The organism is Enterococcus sp. DIV1639a (assembly GCF_050530445.1).
In the GTDB taxonomy this organism is placed as follows: Bacteria; Bacillota; Bacilli; order Lactobacillales; family Enterococcaceae; genus Enterococcus_B; species Enterococcus_B hirae.
In genome coordinates this window covers 775,783-793,437 of sequence record NZ_CP172886.1, presented here as the reverse complement: position 1 = coordinate 793,437, position 17,655 = coordinate 775,783, and the positions used below count along the sequence as shown (strand labels likewise).

Here is a 17,655-nt window from a genome sequence, read left to right as displayed (position 1 = left end):
TTAAAAATCGTCCTCATTATCGGCATCAAATTTGATGCCACCATTTATTCTAAGATCGTAAACTACTTGGTTCACATTGCGAGCAAGTTCGATCCATTCTTCATATCGTAATCCCCAAGCTGGATCGTTTGGATGATTGATCACATTGGCAAAATCAGCTGCCTCTTCTGCCATGGGATTTTCAGCTGCGGTAATTGCTAATGCATCAATTTCCTGATGTTCTCGATCATGGAACTCTGCTTTTTCAATCGCATTGACCCCATTCATGACTAATGTTCCTGAATTAAAGTAGATTTCTGAAGGTAAGTAAGAATCCCCGATTTTACCAGGTTGAATCGTGACATCAAAGGTCTCATAACGCAAGATCCCCCAACCTAATCCATCAACACCAGTTGAGATTTTCCGTGGGAAATAGTGAACTTCTGAAGGCATCCCAAACCATCCTATCGTAGCATAAACGAGATAAACGCCCAGATCCATCAGCGCACCACCAGAAAAACGGGTAGAGAAAATATTTGGTACTTCTCCTGCTAGTACTTGATCGTAACGAGAAGAATATTTCATATAACTAAAGTTGGCACCGAGGATCTCATCTTTCAATGGAAGATAGTCAGCAATTTTTTTGAATCCTGCTTCATGGATGTTTCGTGCAGCTTCAAAAAAATAAACATTTTTCTCATTCGCTAGATGAATGATCTCATCCATTTCTTTAGGCGTACTAAATGCCGGTTTTTCAACAATGACATTTTTCCCTGCTAAAATGCCTTGTTTTGCTTGTTGAAAATGCAGGCTGTTAGGTGAAGCAATGTATACCGTATCAAGATGTTCCAGACCAAAAAAAGTTTCTAAATCTGTCGCATAGGCAATATCTCCCTCATACTTGGCGCCAAATTCTTGTGCTTTTTCTAAATGTCTCGAATAAACTGCTGTTAATTCATATTGTTTCGTGCTTAATGCTGCTTGCACAAATTGATGGGTGATCCAGTTGGTACCAATAATTCCTAAATTGATCATTTCATTTACCTTCTTTCTATTTATTCGGGTCTTCAAACGATGCCTCTACATCAAATGGTATGGCTTGTTTCAAATTGACACAATCCGCTGTTACCTGACAATTATAGGCTAAAACATTCACGCCGTTTAACTGTCCGTAGCGTATGATATTGGCTAACTCCGGTTGCATTGCTTCGTTGATTGTTGCCAGATGAAGGTGTTCAAACTGTGCGATAAACAACACGTAAGTTTCATAGCCTTCCTGTCGCGCTTCCACTAATTCTTTCACATGTTTTAAACCTCGTAACGTTGGCGCATCAGGAAACGCCCCAATTCCTTTATTTTCTAAAGTCATTCCCTTTACTTCGACGAACACTTTTTGTCCTGAATCTGTTTCTAAATAAATATCAAATATGGACTGTCGATAGCGGACTTCACGCTTGAACTTAACGATTTTTCCGATCAACGATGGCAACTGGATTGTTCCAGATAAAATTCCTTCTAATGCCAAACGGTTGGGAAGTTGACTATCGATATTGAACCAGTTATCCCCTTTTTTCACAGCAATTAAATCATAATCTGTTTTCCGTTTTAAACTAGGTGTATATGCAACCGCTACTTTCGCTCCTGGGAGCAGGACTTCTTTACCTCTTCCAGTGTTTTTCACATGGACTACGATCACTTCTCCTTGTTGGTTCAAGCAATGAGCGATGAAACGATTCGGTCGTTCAATAAAAAAAGCGATTTCTACTTGCTGGTACTTCAAAAACGGTCACCTTTCTTCCTACTATGTATCCTACCATAATTTCACAAAAAACTCTTGAAAAACCAGTCGAAAGTCCTAGAGAAATCTTTATTTTTTTTAGGTACAATGAAACTGACAGAAAATGATCGTTGGAATTAAAAGAGGTTAGGAGTGACAATCGTATGATACGTAAAAAAACACTTTATGGAATCCTTGCATTTTTTGCTATTTTATTTGGAAAATTCTTTCTGAAAAAGAAACAGCCAACCACCAAAGACTTTGATCCAACGCAATATCATGGAACCTGGATCTTTATAGATAAAAATCAACAAAAACAACAACTACTGGTCACAGAAACGTTTGATTTATCTATCAACGGTCACTCCTTAGTAACTGAATTGGTCGAACTAACTCCACAGCAACTCGTCTTGCGAGATCAATATGGTTTTTATTTGATCCTATCATACAGTGATACGACCTTTTATGATGAATCATCCGATACTTCTTATACGTTGACAAAACAAAATAGTTCCTCAAAAGAGGGTGTGACAAGAGCGGCTAACTCTGAGAAATAAGTCGAAGAATTTCCAAAAATCTCCTCCTGTTTTTGGAATTCTTCGGCTTATTTTTGATAGAGCCACTTCTTGAACGACTTTTAGAGCAAGTCCTATATCCCAAACTCTTTTCATTCCCTTCATCATTGATTTACCTTTCTGTATTTCTTCGTTTATTTTACGTTTTTTGTCTAGAAAAATAGTCATTTGATGTTTTTTTTGATAAACTTACTAATGATGGTTTCATACCATGAAAGGATGATTAAACATGACACCAAATCGAGAAGATTACTTGAAAATCATTTTGGAATTAGGCGGAGACACGACAAAAGTAAATAATAAACAAATCGTTTCCAGTCTTGCTGTGTCCCCAGCTTCTGTTAGCGAAATGATTTCCAAACTTGTGAAAGAACAACTCGTTGAGCATTCTCCTTATCAAGGAGTTCAACTTACGGAGACTGGCTTACAAAAGGCAAGTAGTTTGATTCGCAAACATCGTTTATGGGAAGTTTTTTTAGTCGAACATTTAGATTATAGCTGGAACGAAGTCCATGATGATGCTGAGGTGTTGGAACATGTGACTTCAGAACAACTTGCTGACCATTTAGAAGACTATTTGAATCATCCTATGCACTGTCCACATGGTGGAATTATTCCTAAAAAAGAACAAGTGGTTCATGAAGAACGTAGACAAACATTAGAGTCTTATCCAGTTGGTTCTAAAGTTCGCATCGCTCGAGTGTTGGATGAAAAAGAACTATTGGACTATCTTGTGACGATTGACTTAAACATTGATGAAGAATATGAGATTGTAGATGTTGCCGCTTATGAAGGACCGATCACAATCCAAAATCAACAAAAGAAAATCCCTGTCAGCTTTAAAGCAGCCAGTACGATTTTTGTCGACAAATTATAAAGGAGTACACCCATATGGCTAATGAAAAAAATGTCTTATTTACAATCTTTGGTGGTACAGGTGATTTAGCACAACGCAAATTGTATCCTTCCTTGTTCCGCCTTTATAAAAAAGGAAATCTAGGAAAACATTTTGCAGTAATCGGTACTGCTCGTAGACCTTGGAGCGATGAACATTATCGTGAAGTGGTCGCTTCGACGATCCAGTCCTTGAATCCGACTGAAGAAGAAGCAAAAGAATTTGCTAGTCATTTCTACTATCAATCACATGATGTAAATGATTCTACCCACTACAATACTTTAAAAGACCTAGCTGACCGCTTAGATGAAACCTACCAATTAGCTGGCAATCGCATCTATTATTTAGCCATGTCTCCAGAATTTTTCGGTACGATCGTTTCTCATCTTAAATCGCAACATATCGTTACTGAAAATGGTTATAATCGCTTGATCATCGAAAAACCATTTGGTTCAGATTATCAATCTGCATTCGAGCTGAATGAAAAGATCCGTCAAGTCTTCCCTGAACAAGATATTTTTAGGATTGATCATTATTTAGGTAAAGAAATGATCCAAAATATCTCAGCAATTCGTTTTGCTAATAACATTTTTGAATCACAATGGAACAATCGCTATATCGATAATATTCAGATTACATTCGGTGAAGCTTTAGGTGTTGAAGATCGTGGTGGCTACTATGATCACAGTGGTGCTTTAAAAGATATGGTCCAAAACCACATTCTACAAGTACTAGCACTTTTAGCGATGGAACCTCCTGTCGCCTTTTCTGAAAAAGAAATTCGTGCAGAAAAAATCAAGGCACTGAAAGCTGTGCGAATCTATGAAAAATCTGAAGCATTAAAAAACTTTATCCGTGGGCAATATGCACCTGGTGAGTTAGATGGTAATACATTTAAAGGCTATCGTGAAGAAGATAAAGTAGATCCTGAATCTACTACCGAAACTTTTGTAGCTGGGAAGTTTGTCATTGACAATTTCCGCTGGTCAGGTGTTCCCTTTTATGTGCGCACTGGGAAACGTTTGACAGAAAAAGGAACTCGGATCAATATCGTCTTTAAACAAGTCCCAGTCAATGTTTTTAAAACTTCGGTCGAAGATGAACCTTGTGAAGATAGGACATTACCACCAAATGTTTTAACGATTTATATCCAACCAACGGAAGGTTTCTCTTTAACATTAAATGGAAAAGAGGTTGGACAAGGGTTTAACACTGAATTTAGAAGATTAGAGTACCGCAATAGCGCTGAAATGGTTGAAAACAGTCCTGAAGCTTATGAGAAGCTGCTTTTAGATGCTTTAAAAGGTGATGGTACAAACTTTTCACATTGGGAAGAAGTTGCTCAATCTTGGCATATCGTCGATGTCATTCGTAAAGCTTGGGATCAAGTGGAACCTGACTTCCCTAATTATAAAGCTGGAACAATGGGACCAGAAGCTGCATTTGAATTGCTGGAAAAAGATGGGTTTGAATGGATCTGGCAACCAGATGGCTGGTACCGTGATCGTGGAAAGCTAGAAGACTAGCTGTGTGTAACGTTTAAAAGTAAAAATTTACTAACATTAAGAGTCTGGGATATTAATCAGTTATGTTCTGATTAATATCCCAGACTTTTTGGCTCCTCTCGGCTCTATATGGATAATGAAATCACTCTATTAAAACGAAAAACATCAAAGCTAGTAATTCTTACTAACTTTGATGTTTTTTAGATAACTTTCCTTTAGTCACCAAACATGACCAAATTTTTATTCAAATCCTTCTGCCACTGCTTCTGGATAGTTTTCTTCAACGATGTGCGCACAGCGTCCACATAAGTGTGGTAATTTTTCATCAACGCCTACGTCTTTGCGGATTTGACGACAACGATCGCATGTTTGTCCGTCAGCTTTTTCTACTAAAATGGCTACGTCATCAAATTTCACCGCAGCTTCTGGTACTTCTGCGTTAGCTGACATCACTTCATAGTAATCTGGTGACACGATCAACAATTGTGGAATATCCGCATCCACAGCTGTCAGCAATCCACGAACTTGTTCATTTGGATAGATCGTCAACTTCGCTTCCAAAGATTTACCGATCAATTTATTGTTTCGTGCTTCTTCTAAAGCTTTTAACACTTTATCACGGAAGTCCATAAATGCTGCCCAAGTATCCATCAATTCTTCTTGATTTGGATACTCTTGGTAACCTGGAAGTTCACTTAATTGAACAAACTCTTCTTCTTCTTTTAAGAAAGACCAAATTTCTTCTGCAGTATGTGGAATAATCGGTGTTAATAATTTTGTTAAAGCTACTGCTGTTTGATAAAACACAGTTTGCATGCAACGGCGTTGGTAATCATTTTCTGATTCGATATAAACAACATCTTTAGCAAAATCCAGATAAAACGCAGATAGATCTACTGTTAAAAAGTTCATTACGGTACGATAGATGTGCATGAAGTTATATTTCTCATATCCTTCTTCACGAATTTCTTTAATCACTTCGTTCAATCGGATAGTCATATATTTATCTACAGAGCGTAATTCTTCAAATGAAATCGTATCTTTTTGTGGATCGAAGTCTTCAGTATTTGCAATCAAGAAGCGCATCGTATTTCTGATTTTGCGGTAAACTTCTGCTACTTGACTTAAAATATCCATGGATACACGTACATCTGCTTCATAATCCACACTAGCTACCCACAAACGTAAGATATCCGCACCAAATTGTTTGATCACTTTATCTGGCAAGATCGTGTTACCTAACGACTTACTCATCTTACGCCCTTCGCCATCCAGAGTGAACCCTTGAGAAAGGACAGATTTATACGGTGCAACCCCATTGATTGCCACACTTGTAGTAATACTTGAATTGAACCAGCCGCGGTATTGATCAGAACCTTCTAGATACATATCAGCTGGGAATGATAGTTCTGGACGTTGACGCAAGACTGCTTCGTGAGAAGAACCTGAATCAAACCAAACATCCATGATATCTGTCTCTTTCGTAAACTGTCCATTCGGTGATCCTGGATGCGTAAAGCCTTCTGGAAGAAGATCTTTCGCTTCTTTTTCAAACCAAATGATTGAACCATGTTCAGCAAATAATTGCGCTACGTGTTCAATCGTTTCCGGCGTAATGATTGCTTCCCCATTTTCAGCGTAAAAGATTGGCAATGGCACACCCCATGCACGTTGACGTGAAATAACCCAGTCGCCACGATCACGGATCATATTATAAAGACGTGTTTTCCCCCAAGGAATGATCCAATCTACTTTCTCTACTTCCTCTAAAATATTTTGTCGGAAATCGTCGATTGATGCAAACCATTGTGGTGTAGCACGATAAATCACAGGTTTTTTCGTACGCCAGTCATGAGGATAACTATGCGTAAAGAAGTCAAGTTTTAATAAAGCACCTTTTTCTTGTAACAAATCAGTAATCATTGGATTCGCTTTGTCGTAAAAGACCCCTTCAAATCCTGGTGCTTCTTCTGTATAAACCCCTTTTGAATCTACTGGAGAAACTACTGGCAATTTATATCTGTTTCCTGCAATATAGTCATCTTCCCCGTGACCTGGTGCTGTATGGACTAATCCAGTACCAGCGTCTAAAGTTACATGGTCACCTAAGATAACTAATGATTCCCGCTCATAAAACGGATGCCAAGCAGTCATGTATTCCATTTCCTGACCAGCAATCTCTTTCAACACCTGAACATCAGACCAACCGATTTCAGTTTGAACTTTTTCTAATAAATCTTTTGCAACGACAAATTTACGTCCATCTGCTTCGATTAAAACGTACGTATAAGTTGGATTTACTGCAATCCCTTGGTTTGCTGGTAATGTCCATGGCGTAGTTGTCCAAATAACGAAAGCTGTATCTTCATCTAACAACCCTTTGCCATCTTTCACATTGAAAGCCACAAAGATAGAAGGAGACTTCACATCTTTATATTCGATTTCTGCTTCAGCAAGTGAAGATTCACTTGACGGAGACCAATAGATTGGTTTCAATCCTTTATAGATATAGCCTTTTTCAGCCATTTTACCGAAAACACGGATTTGTGCCGCTTCGTAAGAAGGATCCAACGTGACATATGGATGCTCCCAATCGCCTGCCACTCCTAGTCGTTTGAAATCTTCTCGTTGTTTGTCGACTTGTGAAAGGGCATATTCACGACATTTTTCTAAGTACTCTGACATTGTCATTTCTTTTCGTTTGATCCCTTTATTGGCTAATACTTGTTCAATCGGTAAACCGTGAGTATCCCAACCTGGAACATAAGGTGCACGAAATCCTGACATTGATTTTGAACGGATAATGATATCTTTACTGATTTTATTTAATGAATGTCCTAAATGGATATTTCCATTTGCATAAGGAGGTCCATCATGTAAGATGAAACTTGGCTTTCCTTCATTTAATTCTTGTCTTTTTTGATAAATTTTATTTTCTTCCCATTCTTTTTGCCAATCCGCTTCACGATTAGGCAAATTACCACGCATTGGGAATTTTGTTTTACCTAGTTGTAAGGTTTCTTTCATTTTCATAAACCAGTTACGCTCCTTCTTTCATCATTTTAAAGAACACAAAAAAGCATGTTCATCCAAAGGGACGAACATGCCGTGGTACCACCCAAATTCAGTTACATGATCATGTAACTCTTAAAAACCAATAACGAGGTCAACCGTTGTTTCTTACTCCTATTTCAGAAACAATTTTCGTAGAGGATCTTTCACTTTGCAGGGTCTTGCCGAACTTCCACTATCATCGGCTCGCTGAAAAGAATGACAAAATGCTTTTCTGTTCTACTCTTCGTCATCACCAGGAATGATCGAAATATCGATCGCCTGTGTATCAAATGCAGTCATTGGTGCTTCCATGATTCCTGTGTCTGAGTTTACATCAGTTTGATTTTCATTGTCAAGTTGTTTTGCTAAAACTTCTTTGATCACTTCATGACTATCTGACACATAGCTTGAGAAAGGTTGTAAAATTTCATCCCATTCTGGACTTTTTACTTGTTCTAATTGAGATTCTAACATCAAGCTGATTCGTTGGTGGAAAACTCGTGTTTTTTTCTTTAAGTCTTCTGTTTCAACTGCTAGCTGTTTTGCTTTTTCAGTTGCATCTGTTAGGATTTGTCTTGCTTTTTCTTCCGCATCTGTCGTTAATTGGTGCGCACGTTTTTCAGCCGTAGCCACTAATTCATCCGCTTTGTTTTGAGCAGATGTCACGATTACTTCGGACTCTTTACTTGCACTTGTTTTAACTTTATCCGCTGTGTCTTGTGCCACGATGATTGACTGATTCAATGCATCTTTTAGTTCATTGAAATATTCTAATTTTTCTTCTGAATGTTTCACTGCTTTTTCAAGTTCACGGTTTCGTTGCGTGATTTCTTCATAGTCACGAACAACTAAATCTAAGAAATCATCTACTTCGTCTTGATTGTATCCCCGCATTTTTGTGGGGAATGTTTTGTTTTGGATATCTAATGGAGTTAAAGCCATGTGTAAACCACCTTTTTGTTTTATTTACGTAATACACCAAATAATACCCTGTATTTTTCTTTTTTAGTTTTTCCTTCAAGTTCTTGAATTTGGATTCGACCAAATCCTCTGATCGAAACGATATCTAATAACTCAAGTAAAAAATCAGGGCGTGTATTTTCTGTCCAATTTACTTTTACTTTTCCAGACTCAATCAGCTGCTTCGAACGCTGTCTGGAAATATTATAAATCTCCGAGATCACGCTGTCTAGTCTCAATGAAGTCACTGTACCTCTTTCTTGTGTCCAACCATCTTTTGGCACAAGTAATTCCGTATACTTGATTGGCTCCATTCGAACAGAGACTTTGCCGATTTTTGTTACTTGCGTTGCTACAAACTGTTCAACTTCTCTTGCAATGAACACTTGCCAGCGATCACCATCAGAAATGATATCACCAAAGTAAGCTCGTTTGATACCTGTACCAACCAATGTACCTAATACTTTTCCATGAGTCAAACTAGCAAACTTACTCGGATAATGGATTTCATAAAGTGACACCTCAAAATCTTCGTCAGTAGGCTCATAATAGTCAGGAAAAATCAAACATCGCTTCCGTTCTGCTTGCTCATAACCGCCATAAAATGAAAAGTGTAATTCACTATCTTGACGGATCAGCGTCTCTAGTATATAGGATTGTCTTGGATCAAGAAAGTCAGTAAGATAAGGTGCATATTGCCCTTGTACCTGTTCGATCCAATCACCTACTGAATCGATGAAAGAACGTTCATCTGCACGGAAATGCTGATAAACATTAGCATCCATATTTTCCCCTCCTATCAGCTACTCCTTTGATTGTTTTAATAAATTGCCATGACTATCCATAAAACGATATGTTGAAGACCTTGTACTGCTAAGTTTAAAATCAAGATCGCAGCTAGAATCGTAAAATCAATTCCACCAAATCGAAGTGGAAGCCGATCAAATAACTGGATATACGGTTCACAGATTTTTGCTAAAAAGCGACCAATCCCTGATTGATATCCTCCTGGAAACCAGGATAAAAGTGCATAAACCATTAACAAAAGACTGTAAAAGTAGGCTGCTCGTCCCAGCAGATTAAGTAATATAAAGATAATATAAATTGTCGTTCCTCCTCTTATAGGTCAAATAGGTTCACGTCTGCAAAAGATTGTGCTGTTGAACTATCGATTTCCATTCCAGTTGGCGTGCATAGAAAAATCTCGTCACCTACTCGCTTAATGTCACCATCTAATGCATAGACAGTGCCAGTTAAAAAATCAACGATTCTTCTCGCTTGTTTTTCTTCTACTAAATGGAAATTTACTAATGTTGCTTCACCAGCAATGATTCGTTTGGCAATAGCCATTGCTTCAGAATAAGCTCGTGGTTCCATGACCGTAATTTTTCCAGCTAAATTTGTTTTAGGTGTAAAAGAAGTTTTTGCTGTTTCTTCTTTACGTGTTTTTTTAGCTGGTGTTTGATGTAATTCAATCACTTTTTTTGTTTCATTTGCCGCTACACTTTCACGAGCAACAGGACGTGTTGTTTGTTGCGCACGTGGCTTTGAGACAGCTCTTGGCTGGCTCATTTGAGATTGTGTTGGCTGTATTGGTTTCTTTTTTGTTGTAGGCTGTGCTACAGCCGGCTTAGATGTTTCAGGATACTCCTCGTACTCTTCCTCATCAGCTAATCCGAAAAAATTAGCAATCGCACCTCTATTTAAAAGTGGCATTATTGTTCCTCCTCGTCTTTGAATAGCGCTGTTCCTACACGGATGAATGTGGCACCTTCTTCGATTGCCAGTTGAAAGTCCTGACTCATTCCCATGCTTAATTCCGTACATGGTGCATGCGAAAAACCTTTCGAATGAACAAGATCACGCAATTCTTTCAGCGTTCCAAATACTTTGCGAATTTGTTTAGCAGAAGCCTCTTTAGGTGCCATCGTCATTAAACCAACGACTTTTATTTTAGACAAAGCAACTAAAGATTCGATAAAAGGAACCAGCTCTTCTGGCGAAAAACCATGTTTGGATGCTTCACCAGATACATTCACTTCCACAAAACAATCGAGGGGTTTTGTTGCCCTTTTTTGTATTTCTTCTGCTAATTTCAAACTGTCTAATGCGTGAAAGCAATCAATTTCATTTATAATCAATTTTACCTTTCTACGCTGCAAATTACCAATTAAATGCCACTTTACATCAGGATAATTAACTAAATCTTGTTTTTTTTGTAACAATTTATCTACGCGGTTTTCTGCGCAGTTTTTTACACCCTGTTCAATCAATTTTTCTGCCGTAGCAGAATCCACTGATTTGGTGACAGCGACTAGTGTGACTTCTTTCGGATCACGATGAACAAGAGCACACGAGTCCTGAATCTCTTGCTCGATTTTTAGCAAGTTGTCAGCAATCATGTGCTCTTCCTCCTTTATTTTTTACGACGGAAAAATGGTGGTGTACTTAATTCATCGTCACCTTTTGCTTTTGTTTCTTCACGATTGAATGTATCAAATTCTTTTTTTTCGATAGGTTCAAAATTCGTTTCTTCAACTCTAGGACGGACATTTTGTTCACGTCTGATGTCCCAATCACCAAAACTGCTATTTTCTTCTTCAGCAGAGATTGGTTTTGCTTGATCCATATCTAAAACTGTTTTTTGAGTAGATGATTGCATTTGTGTTTGTCTAGCCGGACGACTAGACTTGCGTTCCTTTTTTGATTCGTCGATACCCGTTGCAATAACCGTTACACGGATTTCATCGCCCATTTCTTCATTGATTGATGTACCTAGAATGATGTTAACATCGCCTGTAGCAGCATTTGCTACGATATCTGAAGCATCTTGAGCTTCAAATAAAGTCATGTCTAATCCACCAGTGATGTTAAGCAAGACTTGCTCAGCTCCATCGATTGATGTTTCAAGAAGTGGAGAAGAAATAGCTTTCTTCGTTGCTTCGATCACACGTTCTTCACCGCTTGCTACACCGATACCCATTAACGCTGTTCCTTGGTTTTCCATAACAGTTTTCACATCAGCAAAGTCAAGGTTAACGTAACCTGGGGCTGTAATCAAATCTGAGATCCCTTGAACCCCTTGACGTAATACATTATCAGCTTCACGGAAAGCTTCTAACATTGGTGTTTTCTTGTCAACTACTTCAAGAAGACGGTTGTTTGAGATAATCAATAATGTATCGACGTTTTCTTTCAAACGTGCGATACCTTCAGCAGCAAATCTGCCACGTTTTGGTCCTTCAAAAGTGAATGGTCGAGTTACGACACCGACAGTTAAAGCACCAAGTTCTTTAGCAATTCCTGCTACGATTGGAGCAGCACCTGTACCAGTTCCGCCTCCCATACCTGCAGTAATGAAAATCATGTCAGCGCCATCTAAGGCTTCGCGTAAAGCTTGTTCACTTTCTTCGGCAGCTTTTTGACCAACTTCTGGTTGAGAGCCTGCACCTAGTCCGCGTGTATATTTAGGTCCTAATTGGATAACTGTTTCAGCTTTTGAATTTTTCAATGCTTGGACATCTGTGTTGGCAGTGATGAACTCAACACCTTTTACATTTTCTTCAATCATACGGTTAACAGCATTTCCACCGCCGCCACCGACACCGATGACTTTGATTACTGCGCCGTCATTGATATTATTATCAATTGAGAATTCCATATTTTATTCCTCCCAGGATGAATTAATCAAAAATTTTTGAAAAGAAACCTTTAATTTTAGTTGTTACATCTTCGTCTGATTTCTTTTGTTCAGGTTCGTCGTAGACCGTTTCTTCTGGAACATCATAGCTATCATTATCATATGATGTCACTTCTTGTTCTACAGTTGTGTGATGCGCGACCACTGTTTCACCTGTCACAGCAATTTTAGCCAATTGATAGACTTCACTCAAGTTAGCTGAGTAATCCACGATGCTGATTACATTAGTAAAGACTGGATTACGAAGTCCCATTTGGTTAGGTACATATAGCTTAACATTCACACCAAAAATCTCTTGTGCCAGATCAACAACACCTGGAAGGCTTGCAGCACCACCAGTTAGTACGATACCACCAGGTAACTCTAGTGCTTCGATTTGGTCTAACGCTTCTTTGGCTTTATTGAAAATCTGTTCCATACGGGCTGAAATCACTTCTGATAAATAGCGTTCATCCACTTTGACAGGTTCAGATTGACCGATCACATCTACTGGAAACTCTTCATTTGCAGAAGTACGTTCTGGATAAGCATCCCCATAATTGATTTTTAACGCTTCAGCATTATTGAATGACGTATTCAACACAATCGAGATATCTTTTGTGACGAACTCGCCACCTTCTTGATCTAGACTAGTGAACTTCAATTGTTTGTCATGCATAACAGCTGTTGTTGTTTGTCCACCGCCCATATCAATCACGATCGTTCCAAAATCTTTTTCTCCATCTGAAAGGATTGTTTCTGTTAAAGCTAATGGTGTAATGACTAATTCATTGACAACCAATCCTGCATTTTCTACACATTTACGGATATTATGAACAATCGTCTTTGGCCCAGTAAATAACAAGCCATACATTTCTAATCTGACACCGATCATTCCACGAGGATCTTTGATTCCTTCGAATCCATCAACGGTAAAGTCTTGTGGCAAAATTGATACGATTTGACGTTCAGGAGGAATTGAACGAACAAGGGCAGCTGAAGCCACGTTTCTGACATCTTCATCGGTGATTTCTTTCGAATCCCCGTTTACTGCAATCATTCCTTGGCAATTTTCCACTTCAAGCAAGTTTGCTGGTAGACCAACACTAACCCCTTTGATCTGTATTCCTGCTTTTTCTTCTGCTTGTCTTACTGCTCGTTGTATCGCTTGGACCGTTTTATCGATATCAACGATAATGCCGCGGTTAATCCCTTCTGATTTTGCGTTTCCTACTCCAATAATATTCATTTGGCTGTCGATATATTCAGCCACGACAACTTTGACAGATGTCGTTCCAATATCAAGGCCTACATACATTCCTGTTTTTGCCATGAACGGGATTCCCTCCTACTTACTATTCCATATACAAGCGAACAACTAACGTCCGTTTTTAAATATACTTTAATAGATATATTCACTGCCTTCAATTCTACCATAAATTACCGGTTTTTAGAAAGTAGATTATCACTTTTTAAAGCTGTTTTATTAATTTTCGGTTAAATCTGAAGACGATGAACTTGAATTGTCATCGATTTGGCTAGATTCACTTGTATTCTCTGACTGACCTGCTTGATTTGACTCAACTGATTCCGAAGATTGGTCTGACTGATCACTTGATGCTCCCGATTGTCCTGTGAGATTTTCGGTAGAACTTGTCTGCACAGATGGATCTGTTGCTCCGCCATTCTCCTTCTTGCTTTCACTGTAAGGATAAGAGAAAATCCCTACCTCCATATCAATGACGCCCTTTTCTTTCATCTCTTTAGCGACTTGTGGATAATATTTCATTTGACTGGCTAGATTTTGAATATTGACGATCACTTGGTTCCCATCATTCATATTTAGTTGGATCAAATTTTTATTGCTCTCTTTTGGTGTATATTTGATTTCTGAAATTGCTTTTTGTAATTCTGAAGTTAATTGATTATATTCTTTAACCAATTGACTAATTTTGGCGTTATCTGTGAAATTCTCTAGAATTGGTAAATTCTTAGTCGGATTTGCTACTTTTTCCTTTAAGACTTTCCCATTTTCGATTACAGGAAAATATTCGCCGTCCTTCATCACTAAAGCAATCTCTTTGTATTCTTTGATAGCCAACTCAAAAGTATTGATTGACTTAAAATGTAATTGTGCGCTCTCTACTCTTGGTTGTTCTTTTTTCAATGTATCAAGATATTGGTTTTTATGGAAATACTGACTCCAAACATTTCCATCAATTGCCAAATGAGAGTCGGCAATGGCTGTTTGACTCGTAATCATTTGGTTCCCTGAAACTGTTATCCCTTGCAGTCGACTATAAGGGGAAACATAATAAATCAAAAAAATCAGTGGGATCGTTAGGATTGAAATAATAAAAGTCAGTCTTCGATAAAGAACTTTATTTCGTTGATTTTTCAGATTCGGTAGCCGATTTAAAAAAGAGCCATTATAAGGACTACCAATTTTTGGTTGTTCAATTTTTTCAAATGGCTCAGAGTCTCCTTTTTTCATTGGATCAGAAGCGGTTGCTTCTTGCTTCTCACCTTCCGCTGAGTCTGCTTCTTTAGTAGCGGAAGTGGATGCTGCCGGCTCATTTGTATTTTCATTTTTTTCTTCTTTTTGCTCTTCTTTTTGTTCTTCCTTTTTTTCGTGTTCTGCCAAATATTTCCGGTTGGCCTTTTGCCAAGGAGTTAGATTTTGTTCACCCTCAGATTCATTTGGCAGCTTGTCTGGCTTTTTTTTCTTACTCACTAAGACCACACCACCTTTATTTTTGAATTAATGATTTTACTAGCTCGTACATTCTTTCTGATGCGTCTGGGATTCCTTGCTGTTTAGAAGCTAAAGACATTTGTTTTTGTAATTGATCATTAGTCATGATCTCTTCAATCGCTTGTTTTAGGGAACGTCCATCTAATTCGTCATCTTTGATCATCTTCGCTGCATTGTTTTTGACTAAGCTCATTGCATTTTTTGTCTGATGGTCATTCGTCACATAAGGACTTGGAATTAGAATAGCTGGCAAACCTAAAGCTGTTAATTCAGCAATCGAAGTCGCACCTGCTCTACCAACCAATAGATCGCTTGATGCCATTACTTCTGCCATTTTATTGATATAAGGCTGTATGCTGACATTGGCACAAGCAGGAACTTTCGTTTGGATATCTTTATAATAGCGTTCGCCTGAGGCATAGAGAACCTGGTATTCCTGATCGAACGACATTAAAAATTCTGTCACTGCCTGATTGATTTTTAAAGCCCCTTGACTACCACCAAAAATCAAGACTGTTTTTTTCTCTGGATCAAGACCATAAGTGGCTATAATTTTCGATTTATCCATATCCGCAACTTCTTGCGCCCGAGGATTACCGATCAAAGACGATTTTTCTGCAGGAAAAAATGGAGCAGCATCTTCAAAAGAAAGTGCGATTCGATCCACATAGCGACTTAAAAATTTATTGGTGATGCCAGGCACACTATTTTGTTCATGGATGATCGTAGGAATCGCTAACTTAGATGCCGCATAGACTACTGCACCCGACACGTAGCCTCCAGTCCCAATCACCACATCTGGTTTAAATTCTTTTAAAATTTTTTTTGCTTCTCGAATACTTTTTAAAAAAAGTTGGATAGTCTTCAGATTATATAGCGAAAGTTTTCGCTGAAATCCTTGTATTTCTAGCGTACGAAAAGGCATTCCGGTCTCAGGAACAATCTTATTTTCTAAGCCTCTTTGCGCTCCAACGTACATAAACTCAGTATTCGGCTCTTTTGTTTTTACATAATTGACGAAGGCTAGTGCTGGATAAATATGCCCGCCAGTTCCGCCACCAGTAACCAAAATTTTCATTCATTCTCGCTCGTTTCTACTTTTGTATAGTTAGTTTATTGACAGCTTCCATAAACCGTTCGCCTCTAATTTCAAAATTAGGGTATTGATCCCAACTTGCATTTGCTGGTGACAATAAGATCGAATCACCCTCTTCACTCAATTCAAGGGCGATCGGTACAGCGGCTTCTGCATTTTCAGCTGCCTTGATCACAGGGATACCTGCTTTCTTACCCGCCTCTGCTAATCTATTTTGAGTTTCCCCAAAAGTGATCAACGCTTTGATGCCTTTTAAAGCTGGTATCAACTCATCAAATGAATTTCCCCGATCCAGACCTCCAGCGATTAATACTAATTGATCTAACTGAAAACCACTTAATGCCATTTTAGTAGCTAAAATATTAGTGGCTTTTGAATCGTTATAAAACTTCCTTCCTTGAAATTCCCCCACATACTGTGTACGATGCGGTACTCCATGGAAATGGTGTAAAGCATTTTTGATCGCTTCATTTGAGATACCATATAATTTAGCAACTGAGATGGCAGCTAGTGCATTCTCAACATTGTGTGAACCAGGAACACCCAATTCTGTAATATCCATGATTTTTTCTTGGTTATAGTAGATACTGCCATCTAAAGAATAGGCACCTTTAGGTAGTTTTTGTTCTGTGGCAAAAGGTAACACCGTTGCTTTAGTCTTTTTACTGAGTTCTCTTAGCTCTTCTTGATTCCAATTCAAGATCAAATAATCTTTCTCTGTCATATTCTGTTGTAAATGCCATTTTGCTTTTACATATTCTTTTCTCGTTTTGTGGTAATCGATATGAGCCTCATAAATATTGGTTACTACTGCTACATGGGGACGAAAATCAGTGATTCCCATCAATTGGAAACTAGATAGTTCCATAACGATTTTATCGTCAGCTGTTGCTTCTTGCGCCACACTACTAGCTGGATAACCGATATTCCCGGCTAGGCGAGCTGTTCCTGGCAAATCACCAGCGTTCAATAACAAGCCTGTCATAGTTGTTGTTGTTGTTTTACCATTTGTTCCTGTAATCCCAATAATCGGACATTCCGCTACCTCGTAAGCTAATTCCACTTCCGTAATTACCGGAATACCCAGTTCTTGTGCTTTTTGAACAAATGGATGACTATACGGAATCCCCGGATTTTTCACCATCAAAGAAAATTCTTCATCCAATAATTCAATCGGATGGCTTCCAGCAATCACTTTGACTCCCAGTGATAGCAACTCTTGTGCTTCTGGATTTTCATCAAACGGCTTTCCGTCATTAACAGTGACAAGTGCGCCCAACTCATGTAACAGTTTGGCCGCACTAAATCCACTTTTCGCTAATCCAAGAACAAGGACTTTTTTGTTTTCATATGTTGAAATTTTTTTCATTTCCTGTCATC

The 17,655-nt window shown here is 38.4% G+C and carries 16 protein-coding genes and 1 other annotated feature; of the genes, 3 read left to right on the top strand and 13 right to left on the bottom strand.

The genetic code is table 11. The features are described from left to right. Window positions 1–1,014: a Gfo/Idh/MocA family protein gene (locus IGJ32_RS03645; RefSeq protein ID WP_010738192.1), complete on the bottom strand. Its 1,014-nt coding sequence runs from the start codon at window positions 1,012–1,014 to the stop codon at window positions 1–3. A 16-nt stretch (window positions 1,015–1,030) separates the two neighbouring features. Further along, window positions 1,031–1,759, bottom strand: coding sequence for a DNA/RNA nuclease SfsA (sfsA, locus tag IGJ32_RS03640; protein WP_096709303.1), 729 nt, complete (start codon window positions 1,757–1,759; stop codon window positions 1,031–1,033). Between the two features lie 161 nt (window positions 1,760–1,920). Here sfsA and IGJ32_RS03635 point away from each other — a divergent pair, with 161 nt between their 5' ends. From IGJ32_RS03635 to zwf, 3 genes are all read left to right on the top strand, one after another. Then, entirely contained in the window at window positions 1,921–2,313 is a 393-nt protein-coding gene (locus tag IGJ32_RS03635; protein WP_096709304.1) for a DUF4828 domain-containing protein, read from the top strand. A 247-nt stretch (window positions 2,314–2,560) separates the two neighbouring features. Next, on the top strand, window positions 2,561–3,208 hold the full coding sequence (locus tag IGJ32_RS03630) for a metal-dependent transcriptional regulator (RefSeq protein ID WP_010719768.1): 648 nt from the start codon (window positions 2,561–2,563) through the stop codon (window positions 3,206–3,208). A gap of 14 nt (window positions 3,209–3,222) precedes the next feature. After that, window positions 3,223–4,752, top strand: coding sequence for a glucose-6-phosphate dehydrogenase (gene zwf, locus IGJ32_RS03625; protein ID WP_010719769.1), 1,530 nt, complete (start codon window positions 3,223–3,225; stop codon window positions 4,750–4,752). Between the two features lie 219 nt (window positions 4,753–4,971). On the opposite strand, the gene ileS is transcribed toward zwf, so the two are convergent. From ileS to murD, 11 genes are all read right to left on the bottom strand, one after another. Continuing rightward, a complete protein-coding gene (gene ileS / locus IGJ32_RS03620; RefSeq protein ID WP_010738196.1) occupies window positions 4,972–7,764 on the bottom strand; it encodes an isoleucine--tRNA ligase in 2,793 nt (930 codons plus the stop codon). Window positions 7,765–7,821: 57 nt separating this feature from the next. After that, window positions 7,822–8,039: a binding site (T-box leader), on the bottom strand. Further along, window positions 8,023–8,727, bottom strand: coding sequence for a DivIVA domain-containing protein (locus IGJ32_RS03615; RefSeq protein ID WP_010719771.1), 705 nt, complete (start codon window positions 8,725–8,727; stop codon window positions 8,023–8,025). Its footprint overlaps the feature before it by 17 nt. A gap of 20 nt (window positions 8,728–8,747) precedes the next feature. After that, window positions 8,748–9,530, bottom strand: coding sequence for an RNA-binding protein (locus IGJ32_RS03610; protein ID WP_010738197.1), 783 nt, complete (start codon window positions 9,528–9,530; stop codon window positions 8,748–8,750). A 35-nt stretch (window positions 9,531–9,565) separates the two neighbouring features. Continuing rightward, window positions 9,566–9,835 (bottom strand): YggT family protein, encoded by a 270-nt coding sequence (locus tag IGJ32_RS03605; RefSeq protein ID WP_034686156.1) that lies wholly within the window; start codon window positions 9,833–9,835, stop codon window positions 9,566–9,568. A gap of 29 nt (window positions 9,836–9,864) precedes the next feature. Next, entirely contained in the window at window positions 9,865–10,461 is a 597-nt protein-coding gene (locus IGJ32_RS03600) for a cell division protein SepF (RefSeq protein WP_010719773.1), read from the bottom strand. Continuing rightward, complete coding sequence (locus IGJ32_RS03595) at window positions 10,461–11,147, bottom strand: YggS family pyridoxal phosphate-dependent enzyme (protein WP_010719774.1); 687 nt, start codon at window positions 11,145–11,147, stop codon at window positions 10,461–10,463. Before IGJ32_RS03595 ends, IGJ32_RS03600 begins: the two co-directional genes overlap by 1 nt. A 14-nt stretch (window positions 11,148–11,161) precedes the next feature. Beyond that, window positions 11,162–12,406, bottom strand: coding sequence for a cell division protein FtsZ (ftsZ, locus tag IGJ32_RS03590; RefSeq protein ID WP_010719775.1), 1,245 nt, complete (start codon window positions 12,404–12,406; stop codon window positions 11,162–11,164). Window positions 12,407–12,428: 22 nt separating this feature from the next. Beyond that, window positions 12,429–13,757 carry a cell division protein FtsA gene (gene ftsA / locus IGJ32_RS03585; protein WP_010719776.1) on the bottom strand — a complete coding sequence of 443 codons (1,329 nt, stop codon included), beginning with the start codon at window positions 13,755–13,757 and terminating at the stop codon, window positions 12,429–12,431. A gap of 153 nt (window positions 13,758–13,910) precedes the next feature. Beyond that, window positions 13,911–15,158 (bottom strand): cell division protein FtsQ/DivIB, encoded by a 1,248-nt coding sequence (locus IGJ32_RS03580; RefSeq protein ID WP_010719777.1) that lies wholly within the window; start codon window positions 15,156–15,158, stop codon window positions 13,911–13,913. A 16-nt stretch (window positions 15,159–15,174) separates the two neighbouring features. Then, window positions 15,175–16,257: an undecaprenyldiphospho-muramoylpentapeptide beta-N-acetylglucosaminyltransferase gene (gene murG, locus IGJ32_RS03575; RefSeq protein ID WP_010719778.1), complete on the bottom strand. Its 1,083-nt coding sequence runs from the start codon at window positions 16,255–16,257 to the stop codon at window positions 15,175–15,177. 16 nt (window positions 16,258–16,273) lie between these two features. Further along, window positions 16,274–17,644, bottom strand: coding sequence for a UDP-N-acetylmuramoyl-L-alanine--D-glutamate ligase (murD, locus tag IGJ32_RS03570; protein ID WP_096709305.1), 1,371 nt, complete (start codon window positions 17,642–17,644; stop codon window positions 16,274–16,276). Between the last annotated feature and the right edge of the window lie 11 nt (window positions 17,645–17,655).